The sequence below is a fragment of the Kitasatospora sp. NPDC088351 genome, from assembly GCF_040685575.1.
Lineage (GTDB): Bacteria > Actinomycetota > Actinomycetes > Streptomycetales > Streptomycetaceae > Kitasatospora.
In genome coordinates, this window is the sequence record NZ_JBFBIL010000001.1 from 79,338 (window position 1) to 96,454 (window position 17,117).

General features: G+C 73.8%; 13 protein-coding genes and 1 riboswitch. Of the genes, 6 read left to right on the top strand and 7 right to left on the bottom strand.

Annotation, left to right across the window (positions count from 1 at the left end):
- Positions 1–331: 331 nt before the first annotated feature.
- On the top strand, positions 332–1,489 hold the full coding sequence (locus AB0P06_RS00320) for a hypothetical protein (RefSeq protein ID WP_363604193.1): 1,158 nt from the start codon (positions 332–334) through the stop codon (positions 1,487–1,489).
- A gap of 145 nt (positions 1,490–1,634) precedes the next feature.
- Positions 1,635–2,408, top strand: a complete 774-nt coding sequence (locus AB0P06_RS00325) for a MerR family transcriptional regulator (RefSeq protein WP_363604194.1) — start codon at positions 1,635–1,637, stop codon at positions 2,406–2,408.
- Positions 2,409–2,431: 23 nt separating this feature from the next.
- Here AB0P06_RS00325 and AB0P06_RS00330 read toward each other — a convergent pair whose 3' ends face one another.
- Complete coding sequence (locus AB0P06_RS00330; RefSeq protein ID WP_363603879.1) at positions 2,432–3,511, bottom strand: helix-turn-helix domain-containing protein; 1,080 nt, start codon at positions 3,509–3,511, stop codon at positions 2,432–2,434.
- Between the two features lie 240 nt (positions 3,512–3,751).
- Between AB0P06_RS00330 and AB0P06_RS00335 the strand changes: the two genes are divergently transcribed.
- Both AB0P06_RS00335 and AB0P06_RS00340 read left to right on the top strand, forming a co-directional pair.
- Positions 3,752–4,423 (top strand): SigE family RNA polymerase sigma factor, encoded by a 672-nt coding sequence (locus AB0P06_RS00335; RefSeq protein WP_363603880.1) that lies wholly within the window; start codon positions 3,752–3,754, stop codon positions 4,421–4,423.
- A complete protein-coding gene (locus AB0P06_RS00340; RefSeq protein WP_363603881.1) occupies positions 4,420–5,832 on the top strand; it encodes a hypothetical protein in 1,413 nt (470 codons plus the stop codon). Before AB0P06_RS00335 ends, AB0P06_RS00340 begins: the two co-directional genes overlap by 4 nt.
- 61 nt (positions 5,833–5,893) lie before the next feature.
- Here AB0P06_RS00340 and AB0P06_RS00345 read toward each other — a convergent pair whose 3' ends face one another.
- Both AB0P06_RS00345 and AB0P06_RS00350 read right to left on the bottom strand, forming a co-directional pair.
- The gene (locus AB0P06_RS00345) at positions 5,894–7,372 is read right to left on the bottom strand and encodes an aminopeptidase P family protein (protein ID WP_363604196.1); all 1,479 of its coding nucleotides are present in this window, start codon (positions 7,370–7,372) and stop codon (positions 5,894–5,896) included.
- 209 nt (positions 7,373–7,581) lie between these two features.
- Positions 7,582–9,027 (bottom strand): PP2C family protein-serine/threonine phosphatase, encoded by a 1,446-nt coding sequence (locus tag AB0P06_RS00350; RefSeq protein WP_363603882.1) that lies wholly within the window; start codon positions 9,025–9,027, stop codon positions 7,582–7,584.
- A gap of 611 nt (positions 9,028–9,638) precedes the next feature.
- On the opposite strand from AB0P06_RS00350, the gene AB0P06_RS00355 reads away from it, so the two are divergent.
- Entirely contained in the window at positions 9,639–10,277 is a 639-nt protein-coding gene (locus AB0P06_RS00355; RefSeq protein ID WP_363603883.1) for a bifunctional DNA primase/polymerase, read from the top strand.
- A 276-nt stretch (positions 10,278–10,553) separates the two neighbouring features.
- Here AB0P06_RS00355 and AB0P06_RS00360 read toward each other — a convergent pair whose 3' ends face one another.
- The 4 genes from AB0P06_RS00360 to AB0P06_RS00375 all read right to left on the bottom strand — a co-directional run bounded on the left by AB0P06_RS00360 (position 10,554) and on the right by AB0P06_RS00375 (position 14,762).
- Positions 10,554–11,540, bottom strand: coding sequence for a DUF5926 family protein (locus AB0P06_RS00360; RefSeq protein WP_363603885.1), 987 nt, complete (start codon positions 11,538–11,540; stop codon positions 10,554–10,556).
- A gap of 158 nt (positions 11,541–11,698) precedes the next feature.
- Complete coding sequence (locus AB0P06_RS00365; RefSeq protein WP_363604197.1) at positions 11,699–12,268, bottom strand: ATP-binding protein; 570 nt, start codon at positions 12,266–12,268, stop codon at positions 11,699–11,701.
- Between the two features lie 198 nt (positions 12,269–12,466).
- A complete protein-coding gene (locus tag AB0P06_RS00370; RefSeq protein ID WP_363603887.1) occupies positions 12,467–13,291 on the bottom strand; it encodes a glycerophosphodiester phosphodiesterase family protein in 825 nt (274 codons plus the stop codon).
- Positions 13,292–13,373: 82 nt separating this feature from the next.
- Positions 13,374–14,762, bottom strand: coding sequence for a cytosine permease (locus AB0P06_RS00375; RefSeq protein ID WP_363603888.1), 1,389 nt, complete (start codon positions 14,760–14,762; stop codon positions 13,374–13,376).
- 103 nt (positions 14,763–14,865) lie between these two features.
- Positions 14,866–15,015, bottom strand: a riboswitch (TPP riboswitch).
- A gap of 255 nt (positions 15,016–15,270) precedes the next feature.
- On the opposite strand from AB0P06_RS00375, the gene AB0P06_RS00380 reads away from it, so the two are divergent.
- On the top strand, positions 15,271–17,103 hold the full coding sequence (locus tag AB0P06_RS00380; protein ID WP_363603889.1) for a trypsin-like peptidase domain-containing protein: 1,833 nt from the start codon (positions 15,271–15,273) through the stop codon (positions 17,101–17,103).
- The last annotated feature ends 14 nt before the right edge of the window (positions 17,104–17,117 follow it).

Sequence of the window (17,117 nt, forward strand, 5' to 3'; positions counted from 1 at the left end):
TCCCTCGGAGATCCGGTGTCCGGAGCTCCGGGGGGCACGCGGCTTTTCGGGGCGCGCCCGGGGAGCGTCCTGAGTGCCCGCAGAGTGCCCGCAGAGCGACCGGGGCGCGCCCCGAGTGCCCGGGGAGCAGCCGGGGAGCGTCCGGGTGAGCCCGGTCCCACCGGTCCGCATACCGCCGACGGTGACCGGCCATGGCGCCGGGGGTCCGCTGCGGTCACATAGGATGTCCGGCCGGAGGGGGCGGCACGGCGGGGAAGAGGGACAAGTGCGGGGAGTTCGCACGGCACGTGGCACCACCGACTACGAGGCCGCCACCGGGCGGATCGCAGGTCTGCCGATCCGTAGACACCACGTCCTCCTGGTCGCCTGGACGGTGCTCTGGTTCCTCCTGGTCGAGCCCAGCGGCGGCTTCTCCTGGCACTACCTGCGCCAGGGCGAGGAACTGCTCTTCAGCGGACAGGCCGACGGCGGGCTCTCGCTCTACGCGCACCACCCCGAGCTCCAGATCGGCCCGGTCAGCCTGGCCGTCGCCCGGCTCTTCGACCCCTTCCCCGCGCACACCGGCGAGCTGCTGGCCGAGGCGACCATGTCCGGGCTCGGCCTGGTGATGCTGGTCCTGGTCGGCCGGACCGCCGCCTGCTACTACCGGGGCACCGGCACCAACCATCGCCGGCTCCAGCAGCGGCTGCTGATCGCCGGGCTGGCGTTCATCCCGATGTGGGTCGAGGTCTCGGTCCGCTTCGCACACCTGGACGACGTGCTGGCCCTCTTCTTCACCACTCTCGCCGCGCACGCGCTCAGCCGCGGCCGGGCCACCATGGTCGGCGTCTACCTGGCGCTGGCGGTGGACTCCAAGCCGTGGGCGCTGGCCTTCGCCCCGCTGATCCTCGCGCTGCCCCGGCCGGCGTGGCTACGGACCGCGCTCTGGTTCGCCGGGCTGGTCGCGATCGCCTGGCTGCCGTTCTACCTGGGCAACCTGGACACGGTGGCGGCCGCCAGGTTCACCATTCCCAACCAGCCGGCCTCCGCGCTGCGCTGGTTCGGGGTGACCGACCCGGCCACCCCGTGGTGGGACCGGCCCGCGCAGTTCGCCCTGGGGCTGGGCCTGGGCACGATCGCGGTCTGGCGCGGCCGCTGGCCGGCCGTCGTCCTGCTGGGGGCCGACGCCCGGATCCTGCTCGATCCCAGCGTCTACACGTACTACACCGCCTCGATCCTGCTCGGCACGCTGCTCTGGGACGCCGTCGGCCAGAAGCGCCTCGTCCCGTGGTGGAGCTGGATCGCGCTGGCCGCGCTGTACGGCGGGACGCTGCTGGTCCCGTCCGACTCGGCGCGCGGGTTCGTCCGGCTCGCGTTCGTGGTGGTCTCGGCCGCGTATGTGCTGCTCTGGCCCACCCGGCAGAGCCGCCGCCCGCGGACGGGGGCCGGCGGCGGCCACGGCCGGTCGGCCCGCCGCCGTGAGCGCGCCCTGGCCGGAGCGGCGTCCTAGGGCGCCGGCCCTCCGCCACGGCCGCCTCCGCCACGGCCGCCTCCGCCAGCAGCCCTCCGCCACGGCCGCCTCCGTCGAATACGGGGTTGACCCTCACGCGACGTGAGGACGGAGGGTTGTGGTCAGCAAGAAGGGAGCGACCCGCATGGACGGCGGTGGCTACTCGGTCGGCGAGGTGGCGAAGATCGCCAAGGTGACCGTACGGACCCTGCACCACTATGACGAGATCGGACTGCTCGCCCCCCGGGGCCGCACCCGGGCCGGCTACCGCCGGTACCACGACACCGACCTCGACCGGTTGCAGCGGATCCTGTTCTACCGCGAACTCGGGTTCCCCCTGGAAGAGATCGCGGCCATCCTGGACGACGACTCGGTGAGCCCGAGCGAGTATCTGCGGCGCCAGCACCAGCTGCTGACCGACCGCATCAGCCACCTCCAGGAGCTGGCCGCGGCCGTCGAACACGCCATGGAGGCACAGAAGATGGGTATTCAGCTGACCCCGGAGGAGAAGTTCGAGGTCTTCGGCGAGGCCTACCAGGAGGACTGGGAGACCGAGGCCGAGCAGCGGTGGGGCGGCACCGCCGCCTGGGCACAGTCCCAGCGCCGCACCGGCGGCTACGTCAAGGCCGACTGGCAGCGGATCAAGGCGGAGGCGGACGCGCTCAACGCCCGTCTCGTCGAGGCCTTCACCGCGGGCGAGCCCGCCGACGGCGGCGCCGCCATGGACCTCGCGGAGGTGCACCGGCAGCACATCCGCGACAACTTCTACGACTGCACCTTCGAGATCCACCGCGGCCTCGCCGCGATGTACCTCGCCGACCCCCGCTTCACCGCCACCTACGAGCAGCTCGCCCCGGGCCTCGCCCAGTGGCTGCACGACGCCGTGCTCGCCAACGCGGCCCTGCGCACCGGCGAGTAGCCCGCCGGACCGGCCGCCAAGCGCTAAGCCGCCCCGCTGCCGAAGCCGCGGCGGTAGGCGGTCGGGGAGGTGCGCATCACCCGGCCGAAGTGGTGGCGGAAGGTCGCGGCACTCTCGAAGCCGACGGCGGCGGCGATCTCCTCCACGGTGCCGTCCGGGGATTCGAGCAACGGCAGACTGGCCGCGATGCGCTGGGTGATCACCCAGCGCATCGGGCTGGTGCCGTTGCGGGCGGTGAAGTGGCGCAGGTAGGAGCGGTCGGACATCCGGGCGGCCCGGGCCAGCAGCGTGATGGTCAGCGGGGCGGCGAGGTGGTCCAGTGCCCACCGCATGCTGCGGGCGACGCCGTCGTCGTCCGCCTCGACGGGCTGGACGGCGGCCTCGATGAACTGGGCCTGCCCGCCGTCCCGGTGCGGCGGCACCACGAAGCGGCGGGCCACGCTGTTGGCCACCCTGGCGCCGTGGTCGCGGCGGACCAGATGGAGACAGAGGTCGATCCCGGCGGCGCTGCCCGCGCTGGTCAGGACGGAGCCGCCGTCCACGTACAGCACGTCCGGGTTGACCTTCACCAACGGGTGGCGCTGCTGGAGGAGTTCGGCGTAGCGCCAGTGGGTGGTGGCCTCGCGGCCGTCCAGCAGGCCGGCGGCGGCCAGCGCGAAGGCGCCGGAGCAGATCGAGACGATCCGGGCGCCGCGCTCGTGCGCCGTGCGCAGGGCGGTGACCAGGCCGGGGGAGACCTCGCCGCCGAAGGCGTTCGGCACCCCGGGGACCACCACGGTGTCGGCGGCGGCGAGTTCGTCCAGACCGTGCCGGGCGGTCAGCGAGAAGCCGCCGACCGAGGCGAGCGCGCTGCCCGGGCGGTCGGCGCAGACCTTGAGCCCGTACCAGGGCGCGGCCAGCAGTCCGCTCAGCTCGGGCCGGGCCAGCCCGAACACCTCGACCACCACGCCGAGTTCGAACGGCGTCATGCCGTCGAAGGCGTACACCGCGACATCGTGCACCGGTTCCGGCCGCCGCCCGATCACGACGTCCACCGGCCCGGGGGTGCCGACCGGCGGCGCGGCCGAGTCGGCCGACGGCCCCGAGGCGTACTGCTCGGCCACGGAATACCCCCTGCAGGTAGGTGGCGGGATGTGGCCGAGTGTAGCCGTCACGGCCAGGCCGAACTTTCCTCGAACCCACGTGCAACCCCGAGCCGGGCCGCGCGTCCATTGGTATGGGGGCGGACGGAGCCGGTTCGGCGGCGATGACACGGTCCCCGCTGATCACAACCTTGATCACGTGTCCTGACGGCCCGGTCCGCACCGGGCGCCGTCCCGGGGGAAAGCAGAACGTAGATGTCCATGGCTATCGGGCCGATCGTCGGACCCGAGAAGGGGCGGGGATTCTCCCTCACCGGAGTGGTCGGGCTGCTGTTCGGTGCGCAGGAGGCCGAGGAGGTGACCGCCGCCCCGAGCGTCCAGCCGGAGGCGGCACAGCGCCGTTCGGGCTTCCGGCTGCTGCGCGGCGGGCGCCGGCCGGCCGAGGACCGGCCCACCCTGACCGACCTCTACCACGCTCACCGGCTGAGCCTGGTCCGGATGGCGGTCCTCCTGGTCGACCACCAGGACCTGGCCGAGGACGTCGTGCAGGAGGCCTTCACCCAGCTCTACCAGCGGCACGGCGAGCAGCTGGACGACCTGGACAACGCGCTCGGCTACCTGCGGACCTCGGTGGTCAACGGCGCCCGGTCGATGCTGCGCCGTCGCAAGACGGCCCGCGAGTACGTGCCGCCGCACGAGGCCGACGCGCCGTCCGCCGAGGACCACGCCGTCCTCAACGACGAGCACCGGCGGGTGCTGGTGGCCCTGCGGGAGCTGACGTCCCGCCAGCGCGAGGTGCTGGTGCTGCGCTACTGGTCCGATCTGTCGGAGGCACAGATCGCCGAGACCCTGGGGCTGTCCCGGGGTGCCGTGAAGTCCACCGCAAGCCGGGCCCTGGACGCCTTGGAAAAGCACCTGGAGAAGGTTCGATGACCGACAAACTTCCCCGCCCGCGCGGCGGCGACGGCACCGGGCCGGACGAGACCCCGACGGAACGGCTGCTCCGCGAGGCGATGAACGCCCGTACGGCCCGGATCACCGCGCACGACCTGCGCCCGGCCACCCCGCCGAACCGCCGGACGCGCCGGCTGCGGCCGGTGTACGTCACCGCCGTGCCGCTGTTCGGACTGGCCGCCGCCCTGGCGTTCGGCGTGCTCGGTTTCCGGGGCGACACCGTGGCCCGGCAGGACGAGGTGCCGCCGCCGGCCGCCACCCTGACGGCTGGCCCGAGCCCCAGCCCGAGTGCCGAGCCGACCACCGAGCCGAGCCCGACGGCCACCCCGGTCGAGACCCCCTCGGCCACGGAGACGGTCACCGGCGACGTCGGGACCGAGGCCCCGCTCGGTGCCCCTGCTCCGTCCGGCACCGCGAGTACTGCCCCGCCGGCACCGTCCAACTACACGTTCCACGGCGTGAAGTTCAAGGTCCCGGCGGGCTGGCGGGTCGTTCCGCCGGACCCCGCCGACCGACGGCTCTGCGTGCTGAGCCCCGGGGCGCCGAAGTCGGCGACGGCCAGGGACTGCGCCCCGTACGGGGTACAGCTGGCGGTGTTCGACGAGGAACCGCAGACCTGGCCGGCCATGTCGTTCCTTTACTCGCCGGACGGCTGGACCTCCCAGCCCTACTGCCCGGTCTGGGGCAATCCGCACGTGCCCACCGAGGGCGAACCGATGACCAGCGGGAACCCGGTGCAGACCAGGGACATCGTGGCCGGGCGAGCCGCCCGCAAGTCGCAGTGGCAGGTCACCTGCAATGCCAAGGAGTCCTTCACGGCCCAGATGTGGGCCCTGCCGGACGACCAGGTGTTCCTTTCGGCCATCGGGCTCAAGCCGGAGTACCAGACCGCCCTGGTGTCGATCCTCGACACCCTGGACGTCGGCGGCCACCCGGTACCGGCGCTGCGGCCGAACCAGAATGACGTGAGCATCGGCTTCGAGGGACTCGGCGTGGGTCAGCAGGTGCCGAACGACGGCAGCGCGGTGACGTTCTCGGTCACCTACCGGAACACCAGCCGGACCGGCTATTCCGCGCTGGTGCCCGTCGTGGCGGCCGAGTCGTACGCCGGGGCCTCGCCGGTTGTCTCCGGCACTCTGGAACGGCAGGACGGCGATACCTGGACGGCCATGGACCTCCGCTCCACCGACAAGCCGGCAAGGGACGGGAACGGTGCGTTCACGCTCGCTCCCGGGCAGAGCAGGACGGTGAAGTACCGGCTGAAGCTGACCGGACAGGACGGGGCCGGGGTGATGCCGGTGACGGCGAGGGTGGCGGTGGTGCCGTTGGAGGGGCCGGCCATCGTCGTCGGCAGTCGCACCGTCCCGGTCCGGGTGGTCGCCAAGTAGGACGTACGCGGGCCCGGCTCCCCCTGCCCGAGGGGGAGCCGGGCCCGTTGCGTACGTCGGCTCAGACGAGCGAGGCCATCCAGGCCTCGACCTCGTCGGCGCGGCGGGGCAGGCCCGCGGAGAGGTTCTCGTTGCCGTCGGCGGTGACCAGGATGTCGTCCTCGATGCGGACGCCGATGCCGCGGTACTCCTCGGGCACGGTCAGGTCGTCCTGCTGGAAGTACAGACCGGGCTCGACGGTGAGCACCATGCCGGGCACCAGCAGCGCGTCCACGTGCTCCTCACGGCGGGAGTGGGCGCAGTCGTGGACGTCCAGGCCGAGCATGTGGCCGGTGCCGTGCAGGGTCCAGCGGCGCTGGAGGCCCAGCTCCAGGACCTTCTCCACGTCGTACGCCGAGGCGTCCAGCAGGCCCCAGGCGAGCAGGCGCTCGGCGAGGACGCGCTGCGAGGCGGTGTGGAAGTCGCGGAAGCCCGCGCCGGGCTTCACTGCGGCGATGCCGGCCTCCTGGGCGTCGTAGACCGCCTGGTAGATCTTGCGCTGGAGGTCGTTGAACCGGCCGTTGATCGGCAGGGTGCGGGTGACATCGGCGGTGTAGAGGGTGTTGGTCTCCACGCCGGCGTCCAGCAGCAGCAGCTCGCCGGGGCGGACGGCGCCGTCGTTGCGCACCCAGTGCAGGGTGGTCGCGTGCGGGCCGGCGGCGCAGATCGAGCCGTAGCCGACGTCGTTGCCCTCGACCCGGGCGCGGCGCCAGAAGGTGCCCTCGATCCAGCGCTCGGAGGTGGCGACGGCCTGGCCCAGCTCGCGCACCACGTCGGTGAAGCCGTTGACGGTGGCGGTGCAGGCGGCGCGCAGCTCGCCGATCTCCCACTCGTCCTTGACCAGCCGCAGGCCGCTCAGGAACTCCTTGAACGCCGCGTCCCGCTCCGGGTCGAGCACACCGGCCAGGGCCTCCTCCAGACCGGCGTCGTAGTCGCGCACGATCCGGGTCGGCACGGGGGAGGCGGCGGCGCGGGCGGCCAGCTCCGCGCCGGCCTCGCGGACGTCGCGGACCGGAAGCCCGAGCAGCTGCTCCTGCTCGGTGAGGCTGTGCCGGCGGCCGACCCACAGCTCGCCGTAGCCGTCCAGCCAGAACTCGCCGTTCTCGCGGTTGGAGCGGGGCAGCAGGTAGAGGCCGAACTCGTGGCCGGCGTCGCCGGTGGGCTCGGCGACCAGCACCGCGTCCTCGGTCTGGTCGCCGGTGAGGTGCACGTACTCGCTGGAGGCGCGGAAGGCGTAGTCGGTGTCGTTGGAGCGGACCCGCAGGGTGCCGGCCGGGACCACCAGGCGTTCGCCGGGGTAGGCGGCGGACAGCCGGGCGCGGCGCTCGGCCGCGTACGGGGCCTGCGCGACCGGGGTGAGGCCGTGCAGCTCGGTGTCGGCCCAGCCGGACTTCATCGAGGCGGCGAGTTCGTCGGAGACCTCGGAGTAGAGGCCGTTCTTGCGGCCCTTGAACTGCTGCGGTTCCTCGTCGCCGCCGGTGGCCTCAGGGTTCTCGGCCACCGCCGGGGTGCGGTCCTCGGTCACGTACGTCGCCTCCTTGCGGGGTGGTGTGCCGCCCCGGGAGCGTCGGATCGCGACACGCGGGGGCGGCCGTGCGTCCATGGTACGGACGCCCGGCCGCTCACCTGTTCGGGGTCGGGGTGGCGGGGGCGCGGGTTCACCGGGCGCGCGCGGGCGTACCCCGCGCGCCCGGGCTCACTCGCTCGGGCTTACTCGAAGCGCGCGGCGAGCAGCATCAGGTCGTCGGTGGCGGGCCCGGTGTCCCGGCCCGCGCAGACGGCCAGCAGGTGGGCGCAGAGCCGGTCCGGGTCGATCCGCACGTCGCGCGGGGCGTCGGCGGCGGCCCGGCGCAGGTTGGCCTGTCCGGCGTGCAGGGTGGGGCCGCAGCGGCGGGCCAGGCCGTCGGTGTAGAGCACCAGGGTGTCGCCGGGCTCGGCGGTCAGCTCGACCCCGGGCGCCTCCCAGCAGGCCAGCATGCCGAGCGGGGCGGAGAGCGAGGTCTCCACGAACTCGGCGCCGTGCCGGCCGACCAGCACCGGCGGGCAGTGCCCGGCGCCGGCCAGGGTGATCCGGCGCTCCTCCGGCTCCACCCAGGCGTAGACGGCGGTGGCGGTCCGGGCCGGCTCGGTGGTCTTGAGCAGCAGCTCCAGGTCGCCGAGGACGGAGACCGGGTCCTCGCCCTCCAGCACGGCGTACGCCCGCAGCGCGGCCCGGATCCGGCCCATCGCGGCGGCCGCGCCCGGGGCGGAGCCGGGGCCGGCGCCCAGGCCGTCGCCGGAGACGCTGCCGACGGTGAGGCCGACGGTTCCGTCCGGCAGCGGGATGGCGTCGTACCAGTCGCTGCCGGCCGAGCGGTCCAGCCCGGCCGGGACGAGCCGGGCGGCCAGCCGCAGTCCGGCGGGCCGGGGGAGGTGGTCCGGCAGCAGACCCCGGCGCAGCGCCTCGGTGGTGCGCCGGGCCCGGTCCGCGTCCAGTTGCTTGGCTAGCAGCGGCGCGGCGACCTCGCAGTACCGGCGGGCCAGCTCGCACTGGCGCTCGGTCGGGCCGGCGGGCTCGTCGTAGAACCAGAGGGCGGAGGCCAGCGGGCCGTCCTCCTCGGTGGCCAGCGGCAGGCCGTAACAACCGCCGAGGCCGAGGTGGACGGCGACCTCGCGCAGCCGGGTGCCGATGGCGGGGTCGCCGGCGAGGTCGTGGGACCGCACCCGGGCGGGCCGGTCGTGCTCGCGCAGCAGCCGCCCGAGCAGGCTCTGCTCGGGCGGCACGGTCTCCAGCGCGCCGAGGCTGGCGCGGTCCAGGCCGAGGCCGACCGGCTGGCTGGGCCCGCCGCCGGGCATGGCGGTGACCAGCAGCGCGCGCCGGGCGCCGAGCAGCGCGCCGACGGACTCCAGGACGGCGGTCAGGGTGGCGTCGAGGCCCCGGGCACGGGCGAGCCGCTCGGTGTGCTCGTGCAGGCTGGTGAAATCGGACAGCCGTCCGGCCAAACGGTCCTGCACCGCCGTCGGGGGTGCGGTTCGGCTCTCGGGTGTGGGGCACTGCTGCTCGGCGGGGCCGAGCACCGGGCGGTGGCGGCCCGGCGGGTCGAGCACCGAGAGCCCGCTGACGCAGCCGGGCTCGCCCGGCTCGGAGGGAGTCGACGATGGGTGGGACTCGTTCATGCCGCCACTCCTGACGCGGTGGTACGTGTCATGCGGAACCCCCAGGTACGGCCGATTGGAGCGAGGACGGCCAAAGGGCGCGTTTCGCCTCGATTCGCTACTACTCGTCATTGATCGACAGCAATGCCACCACTTCTACACAGGCCATTCGGGGCATGTCCAGATCCAGGACGACGCGGTGGCCGGTTCCACATGCTTCGGAGCCCGTACGGCGGGCGCGTCCGGTTCGTACGCGCGCCGGTCGGCCTCGGACGGCATGGAGCTCCGGGAGAGCGGGCAGAACCGTCCTGACGGCTCCGGCGGCCGTCCGGATCGTATGCTTTCGCCGTCCGTCGGCCGGGCTGGCCGGAAGACACTCACTCGTACGGTGGAACCAACCGCCCCCGGGCGGCGTCCATCCGGTCGCGTACGGGATTCTCGTTCCAAGGGCTGTTCTATTCCGCGGTCCTTCAGGTCGTGCTCCACACCGTGCTTCACGCCCGTCACGCCGTTCGTCCGTCCTGCCGCCCGGCCCCGCCAGCATCGCGCCTTCGCGGGGCCCGCACGGCGCTTCCCGACGTACGCCGGCGGGCTTTGAGCGAACCGAGCGGTCACGGAAAGGAACGAGCGCCATGCGTGAGAATCCGAGGGGCCGGTCATCGGCCCGTTCCGCCCGGCTGGCCGCCGCGCTGGCCGCCGCCGTGGACCATCGCTGGCCCGTGGTGCCGGGCGCGCTGCTGACTGCCGGGCAGTGCTCCTGCGGGGATCCGGGCTGCGCCGTCCCCGGTGCCCACCCGCACGACCCGCCGCTGCTCGCGGCCACCACCGACGCCCGGATGGTGCGCTGGTGGTGGGAGCGGCAGAGCCCGGACGCGCCGGTGCTGGCCGCCACCGGCGGGGTGGTCTCGGCGGTCAGCCTGCCCGCGGCGGCCGGTGCCAGGGCGCTCGCCTACCTCGGCGCGCTGCGGCTGCCGCTCGGCCCGGTGCTGGCGATGCCCGGCCGGTACGCGATGCTGGTCGCCCCGTACTCGCTCGACGTGCTCGGCGAGATGCTCGCCCAACTGCCATGGGTGCCGGGCTCGTTGCGCTATCACGGGTCGGGTGGGTTCCTGCCGCTGCCGCCCGGTGGCGGGTCCGGCGGGCGGGTGCGCTGGGTGCTGCCGCCGCGGCCGGCGGCCGGCGGCGGGGTCTGGCTGCCCCAGGTCGGTCCGCTGCTGGGGGAGTTGGTCGAGGCGACGGTCCGGCTGGACACCGGCCGCTCGGCGTACTGACCGGGTGCGGCGGGGTCGTGCGCGAGTGATCGTGTACGGCGGGATCGTGCGGGCGGACCAGCCGCTCGTGCGCCGTCCCGTGCGCCGGCCGCACGCGGGCGGCCGTTCGGGAAAACAAAAGATCCGGTCGCTGGCGACGGGGGATGCACCAGCGACCGGACTCTTTAGACAGTAACAAGGATCCGCGCCCGCGCCAATTTCCAAGGACCCTTCCCCGCCCGGAAATTGCGGTCGGCGAGGGGTGATGTGACGCGTATCACCCGATCCTGGTCGCCTTTAGTTCAAGGTGACCTGACGGTTCACCAGGTTTGCCCGGGCGCGCCGCTCCTCGGCCGTCAGCGGGGTGTTGTTGGCCAGCGTGGCGGCGAGCCGCTCGGCGAACTCGGCGGCCGGCTTCTCGCAGTCGGCCGCCGTCATGGCCACCGGCAGGTCCCAGACCGGGACGGTCAGCCCGTGCGCGCGGAACGAGCCGACCAGGCGGGTGTCCGGGCCGACCGAGGACTGGTCGGCGGCGGTCAGCCGGGCCAGCGCGTCCAGCAACTGCTCCTCCGGCACCGTCATCACCCAGCGCAGGTGGTTCTTGTCCGGAGTGCCGCACCAGTAGGCGGAGTCGACGCTGCCGAGCTTCTCGGTGGGGATCGCCGAGGCGTTGGCGCGCTCCAGCGAGGCGGCCACCTCGCCGGTGGCGGCCTCGGCGTCCTCCAGCCAGAACTCGAAGCCGGTGTGCACGGCCGGCGTGAACCCGGCGTCGAGGTCCAGCAGATCCTGCAGACGGCGGCCGCCCGGGACGGTCCGGCGGGCGGGTACCGGGGTGCCCGGCTCGGTGGCCAGGGCCAGCTCCAGGGCGTCCGCGAGGTCGCGGCTCAGGTCGCCGGAGGCGGACTGGGTCTGCAGGCCGAGCAGGATCGAGCCGTCCGGGCGGCGCAGCGCGGGCCAGGCCAGCGGCAGGACGGTCGCCAGCGTCACCGACGGGACCTCGCCGTTGGCGGCCTCGGCCACCCCGGCGGCCAGCGTCAGCGGCACCGTCGCGGCCGGCACCAGCTCGCGCAGCGCGACCCAGTCGGCCTCGCCCGGCAGCCCCTCGAACGGGCGGTGCACCAGCTCCTGCACGGCGTGCGAGGCATCCCGGCCGTGACACGCCTTGTACCGGCGGCCGGAACCGCAGGGGCAGTTCTCGCGGGCCCCGACCACGGGGATCTCGCCCGTGGCGGCGGTGGTGGACTGGCTGCGCTGCGGCGCCTTCTTGGCGGCCTTCTTGCCCATGGTGCGGCTCTCCCGGGGACGGTTGTGTTGTGCTCCGGGCAGCCTACTGACGTTCCCCCGGCGCGTGGACACACGTCGGGGCGGGGCGTGGGTGGCGGCGCGCGCGGACGGGGCGCGGACGGGGCGCGGGGGCGCGCGGACGGGCGGGTCCGGCCCGCTCAGGCGCTGCGGGCATCACCGCCGGTCCGTCGGGCGTGGCGGGCCCGGGCGGGCAGTGCCGCCCACACCGTCACTTCGCCGGGAGCGTCGCGCACACCCCAGTCGCTGGCCAGCTGGCCGACGATGCTCAGGCCGCGGCCGCCGCGCGAGGTCAGGGACGGGCCGGCGGGCGTCGGGCGGGTCTGCGCCCCGCCGTCGGTGACCTCCAGCGTGAGGATCCCGTCCGCGTGCATCTGCCAGCGCACCAGGACCCCGCCGTCGCCGCCGTCCGGCTGTGGGTGCGCGGCCGTCCTGGCGCCCTGGCCCGCGGTGGGGACCCCGACGAGCACCTGGTCCACGACCTCCGCCCGGGCGCTGCGGCCGAGCGCGGGCAATGGCCCGAGCGGCCGCGCATAGCGACAGGCATTACTCAGCAGTTCGGAAAGGATCAGAACAGCATCATCAATGACCGGTTCGGGTATCTCCCGGTCGCCCAGATCTCGACGCAGTCGGCGCCGTGCGACCCCGACACTCGCTGGGCCGTGCGGCACTGCCATGGTCGATGAAGTCGGCACTTCACGCGCCACCATCAACGCCACCCCCGGACCTCCTTCAGCGTATGCCGAGGGATGGATGCCCCTTGGTAATGCGTCGGAAACGACTGCGGGGCGATCCCGCGCGGACATTTCAAACCGCGCGACCCAGGGTGGGCGGCAGGTGATTCCGTGCTCACCCTCCGTCGTGAAAACGCATAATTTCCGGCAAAAATTGTCGGCAGCAGGTTTGGTTCACCGGCCGAGCTGGGCGAGGACCTCGGCCGGGCGGTTGGTGATGATCGCCGACACCCCGAGCTCCAGGCACAGCTCCACGTCGGCCGGCTCGTCCACGGTCCAGACGTGCACCTGGTGGCCCAGCTCGCGCAGTCGCGTCACCAGCCGCGGCCTGGCCCGCACCAGCTCGATGCCGGGCCCGGCGATCCCGGCCCCGCCCGGCAGCGTCGCGCCCGGGCGCAGCCGGCCCCGCAGCGGCAGGCCGCGCTCGAACAGGAACACCCTCGGGTACTGCGGCGCGGTGGCGGCCACCCGGGCGAGCGCCAGCGCGGAGAAGCTCATGATCCGGGCCTGCGGGCGGCCGTCCGCGGGGTCTCCGGTGATCTTGAACCGGTCCAGCATCCGCAGGAGCTCGGCCTCCACCCGGCCCCGGAAACGGACCGGGTGCTTGGTCTCGATCGCCAGGTCCACCGGGCGTCCGCAGTCCGCGACCAGCTCCAGCAGGCTCTCCAGCCGCAGAACGCCCCGCAGCTCCGGGTCCGCGCTCGGTGCGCCCGTCTTCCAGGCGCCGAAGTCGTGCGCCTCCAGCTCGGCCAGCGTCATCGCGGACACCGTGCCGCGGCCGTCCGAGACCCGGCCGATCCTGCGGTCGTGCACACAGACCAGATGCCCGTCGGCCGTGACCCGGACATCGCACTCGACCGCGTCGGCGCCCTCGGTGAGCGCCCGCCGGTAGGCGGCGAGCGTGTGCTCGGGCAGTGCGTACGAGGATCCGCGGTGGGCGATCACCTGGACGGACGGCGCGGTGCGCGCCGCCGCCGGGGGGAGGTCGGGGCTGGTCACACGTCCCACGATAGGCGGCGGAAGTGACGCGAAAACGAAGACGGCCCCAACCTGAGGGGCCGTCTTCGCGTGGGGGGGCGGATCAGTCCCGCGCGTCCCGGCGGGTCAGCGGGGTGAGCGCCCAGGTGGCCAGGGCCGGCACCAGGAAGCCGAACAGCGAGGCCGAGGTCCACTCCTGCGGGGTGAAGTGCAGCGCCTCCTGGACGGAGGTCCAGAAGTCCGTCCACCAGCCGGCGATCGCGGTCGGCGCGATCAGCTGGTAGACGACGAAGCCCAGCGCCCACGGCAGCAGCATCAGCCGGCGGGACGGCGCGTCGGCGGAGAGGTTCCAGCCGCGCCGGCCGGCGCCGAGGAAGTAGTCGACCGCCAGCACCGCGAACATCGGCACGAACACCGAGCCGATCAGGCCCAGGAAGGCGTAGTAGGAGTCGGTGAACTCGGTGATCTGCAGAGCCAGCACCGTGATCAGCAGCCCGGTCCCGCCGGTCAGCACCCGGCGGTCCACCCTGGGCAGCAGGTTGTGGACGGACATCGCGGTCGAGTACACGTTGGCGAAGGACTGGTCCGTCTCGCGCAGGACCAGCACCAGCAGGAACGCCCAGCCGGCCCAGACGCCCAGGAAGGAGTCGAAGATCCGGTCCGGGTCGCCGCCGGACTGCAGCAGCGCGATCAGGCCCAGCACGTAGCACCAGACCTGGGCGACGGTGTAGCCGGAGAAGCTGCCCCAGAACGCGGCGCGCGGGGTGCGCGAGTGCCGGGTGTAGTCGGCGGCCAGCGGCACGAAGGAGATCGACACCGCGATCATCGCGTCGGTGGCCTTCAGGAAGCCGTGCCAGTTGCCCGCGCCCGGGTCCGGCACGCCGTGCCGGCCCAGCTGGACGGTGAAGTACACCATCGCGACCGCGACCGCCCCGGCGACGAACCGCCGCAGCACCGCGATCGAGCCCAGCGGCCAGATGGTCAGCGCGGTGGTCAGCGCGCCCGCCAGCAGGACGAAGGCCCAGCGGTAGCCCTCGGTGTGGACGACGGTCTGCGCGCCCATCGCGATCACCAGCAGCTCGTACACGCCCCAGCCGACGCACTGGACGATGTTCAGCACCGTCGGCACGTACGAGAGCTTCGTCCCGAACAGCCCGCGCAGGTTCGCCATCGCCGGTGCGCCGGTACGGGCCCCGATCAGGGCGGCCACACCGAGCATCGCGGTGCCGACCACGGTCCCGGCCGCGATCGCGGTCACGGCGGCGGCCAGGGAGAGCTCGCTGCCCCGCGCGCCCAGCACGGTGGCGGCGGTGGTGAAGCCGATCAGGCTGACGCCGAGGTTCATCCAGAGCGCGAAGTGGTCGCGGAAGCGGAGCGTGCGCGGCGGCTCGGTGTCCAGGACGAGCGGCGCCTCGACCCGCTCGGACCGGTCCGGCCGGTCCAGGACGGCGGTGGCCGCGGCGGCGCCGGTCGCGGTGGGGGAGCCGGGCACGGCGGAACCGGGCGCGGGGGGACCGGCGTCGGAGTGAACGGTCGTGGACGGTTCGGAGAAACCCTTGGACGCGGGCGCGCCCGAAGAAGAGGATGGCGAAGCAGGCGGCATGGCCGATACTCCCTACGCCGGCATTACCCGGACAGGTTCCGGCGGTCAGCGCCCCCTCGACGGTCCGCCCACGGACGTCGTGGCGTACGGTCGACCAGCGCACTCTCAGCCTGGGAAGGTCCAAGCTCCCGCGTGTCAGTTGTGAGCGACAGGCTAACCGGCACGGGGGTGAACGCCAAGGCCAGGCGCTGGGCGCCCCGGCCGCGAGGGACATCCGGCGGCGGTGGGCGAGCGGCCGGTGGGGGTGGTGGTTCGGGGGCGTTCGGCCGGGTTTCCGGACGGGGCCGTCGGGCCTGGCTAAGGATTCTTATGACTTCTTCAGAAGGGTCCTTACGGCAATCGAATCGAGTGTGCGAAAAACTATGCTTCTTGGTCCTGTCAGCTATGGAGGTCGTCCGTGAGCACCGAGCGCGAGGTTGGGTCCACCGGGCCGCAGGGGGAACAGCCCTCCGGCGGCCAGGGGGTGGTGGGTCCCGCTCATGACGGTCCGGCGCAGCAGTCCGCGTCCGCCGCTGCCACCCCCGCACAGGCGCCCGCCGACCGGACCACCACCGACGTGGCACCGGCGGTGCCCGCCGCGCCCGCCGCTCCGGCGGCCGGCGGATCCACGCCGACGCTGGCGTTCAGCAAGATCAGCGCCCCGGCGCCGGCCGAGGCACCCGCCGCGGCCGCGGCTGCCGACGCTCCCGTGTCCGCGCCCGCCCCGGTCGAGGCCGGCCACCCCGGCCCGGGGTACATCGACGCCCCGCCGCCGGTCGTGCCGCCCGCCCCGGCGGGGCCGCCGGCCGCGCCCGCCCTGGCGCTCGCCGAGGCACCGGCCCTGCCGACGGCGCCCGTCGCGCCCGCCGTCAACCCGTACGCCACCACGGGCGCCCCGGCCGCCGCGGCGCACGACCCGTACGGTGCCCCGCCCGCCGCGGCCCACGACCCGTACGGCGCCCCGGCGGGCCCGCCCGCGCAGCAGCACCCCTTCGGCGCGGGCCAGCCGCTCGGCGGCTGGGGCCCGCACGACTCCTCGGCCGGCGGCGCCGGCGGTCCCGGCCACCCCGGCGGCCCGCTCGGCTACCCGCCCGAGTACCCCGGTACGTCCGGCCCCGGCGGTCCGCGCAAGAAGCGCGGCGGCCTGGTCGCCCTGATCGCCGCCGTCGCCCTGGTCGCCGGTGTGGCCGGCGGCGCGCTCGGCGTGACCATCGCCGACCGCAACGACAACAGCGCCAGCTCCGCGAACGACCGCCGCAGCACCACCGTGCAGGCCAACAGCCCGGAGAAGAACGAGCCCGCCCCCGGCTCCGTCGCCGGCATCGCGCAGAAGGCGCTGCCCAGCGTCGTCACCATCAAGGCGCAGGGCAACGGCGAGTCCGGCACCGGCACCGGCTTCGTCTTCGACACCGAGGGCCACATCCTCACCAACAACCACGTGGTGGCGCCCGCCTCCAACGGCGGCAAACTGACCGTCAAGTTCGCCGACGGCAGCTCCTACAACGCCTCCGTGCTCGGCCGCGCCGAGGGCTACGACGTGGCCGTGGTCAAGCTGGACAACCCCCCGAAGGGGGACAAGCTGACCCCGCTTCCGCTGGCCGACTCCGACAAGGTCAACGTCGGCGACTCCACCATCGCCATCGGTGCCCCGTACGGCCTGGAGTCCACCGTCACCACCGGCATCATCAGCGCGAAGGACCGCCCGGTCGCCTCCGGCGACGAGACCGGCGCCCAGTCCTCGTACATGAACGCCCTGCAGACCGACGCCTCGATCAACCCCGGCAACTCCGGCGGCCCGCTGCTCGACTCCAGCGGCGCGGTGGTCGGCATCAACTCGGCGATCCAGTCCAACGCCTCCAGCACCGGCCGGGCCGGCAGCATCGGCCTCGGCTTCGCCATCCCGATCAACCAGGCCAAGTGGGTCGCCGAGACCCTGATCAAGACCGGCAAGCCCGTCTACGCCAAGCTCGACGTCCTCCGCAACGACGACTACAAGGGCGACGGCGCACAGATCCAGACCCGCGACATCCAGGGCACCCCGGCCGTCACCCCCGGCGGCGCGGCCGACAAGGCGGGCCTCAAGCCCGGCGACGTCATCACCAAGCTCGGCGGCAGCCCGATCGAGAACGGCCCCGCCCTGGTCAGCAAGATCTGGACGCACAAGCCCGGCGAGACCGTCGACGTCGAGTACACCCGCAACGGCCAGACCTTCAACACCAAGGTCACCCTCACCGAGCGCGTCGGCGACTGACCCCGTCCCCGAAA

What these genes read in the sequence shown, in the direction of transcription:
- AB0P06_RS00340 (WP_363603881.1), top strand. Translation starts at nt 4,420, where the DNA reads ATGACCGACAAACTTCCCCGCCCGCGCGGCGGCGACGGCACCGGGCCG.
- AB0P06_RS00355 (WP_363603883.1), top strand. Translation starts at nt 9,639, where the DNA reads ATGCGTGAGAATCCGAGGGGCCGGTCATCGGCCCGTTCCGCCCGGCTG.
- AB0P06_RS00365 (WP_363604197.1), bottom strand. Translation starts at nt 12,268, where the DNA reads ATGGTGGCGCGTGAAGTGCCGACTTCATCGACCATGGCAGTGCCGCAC.
- AB0P06_RS00360 (WP_363603885.1), bottom strand. Translation starts at nt 11,540, where the DNA reads ATGGGCAAGAAGGCCGCCAAGAAGGCGCCGCAGCGCAGCCAGTCCACC.
- AB0P06_RS00350 (WP_363603882.1), bottom strand. Translation starts at nt 9,027, where the DNA reads ATGAACGAGTCCCACCCATCGTCGACTCCCTCCGAGCCGGGCGAGCCC.
- AB0P06_RS00335 (WP_363603880.1), top strand. Translation starts at nt 3,752, where the DNA reads ATGGCTATCGGGCCGATCGTCGGACCCGAGAAGGGGCGGGGATTCTCC.
- AB0P06_RS00325 (WP_363604194.1), top strand. Translation starts at nt 1,635, where the DNA reads ATGGACGGCGGTGGCTACTCGGTCGGCGAGGTGGCGAAGATCGCCAAG.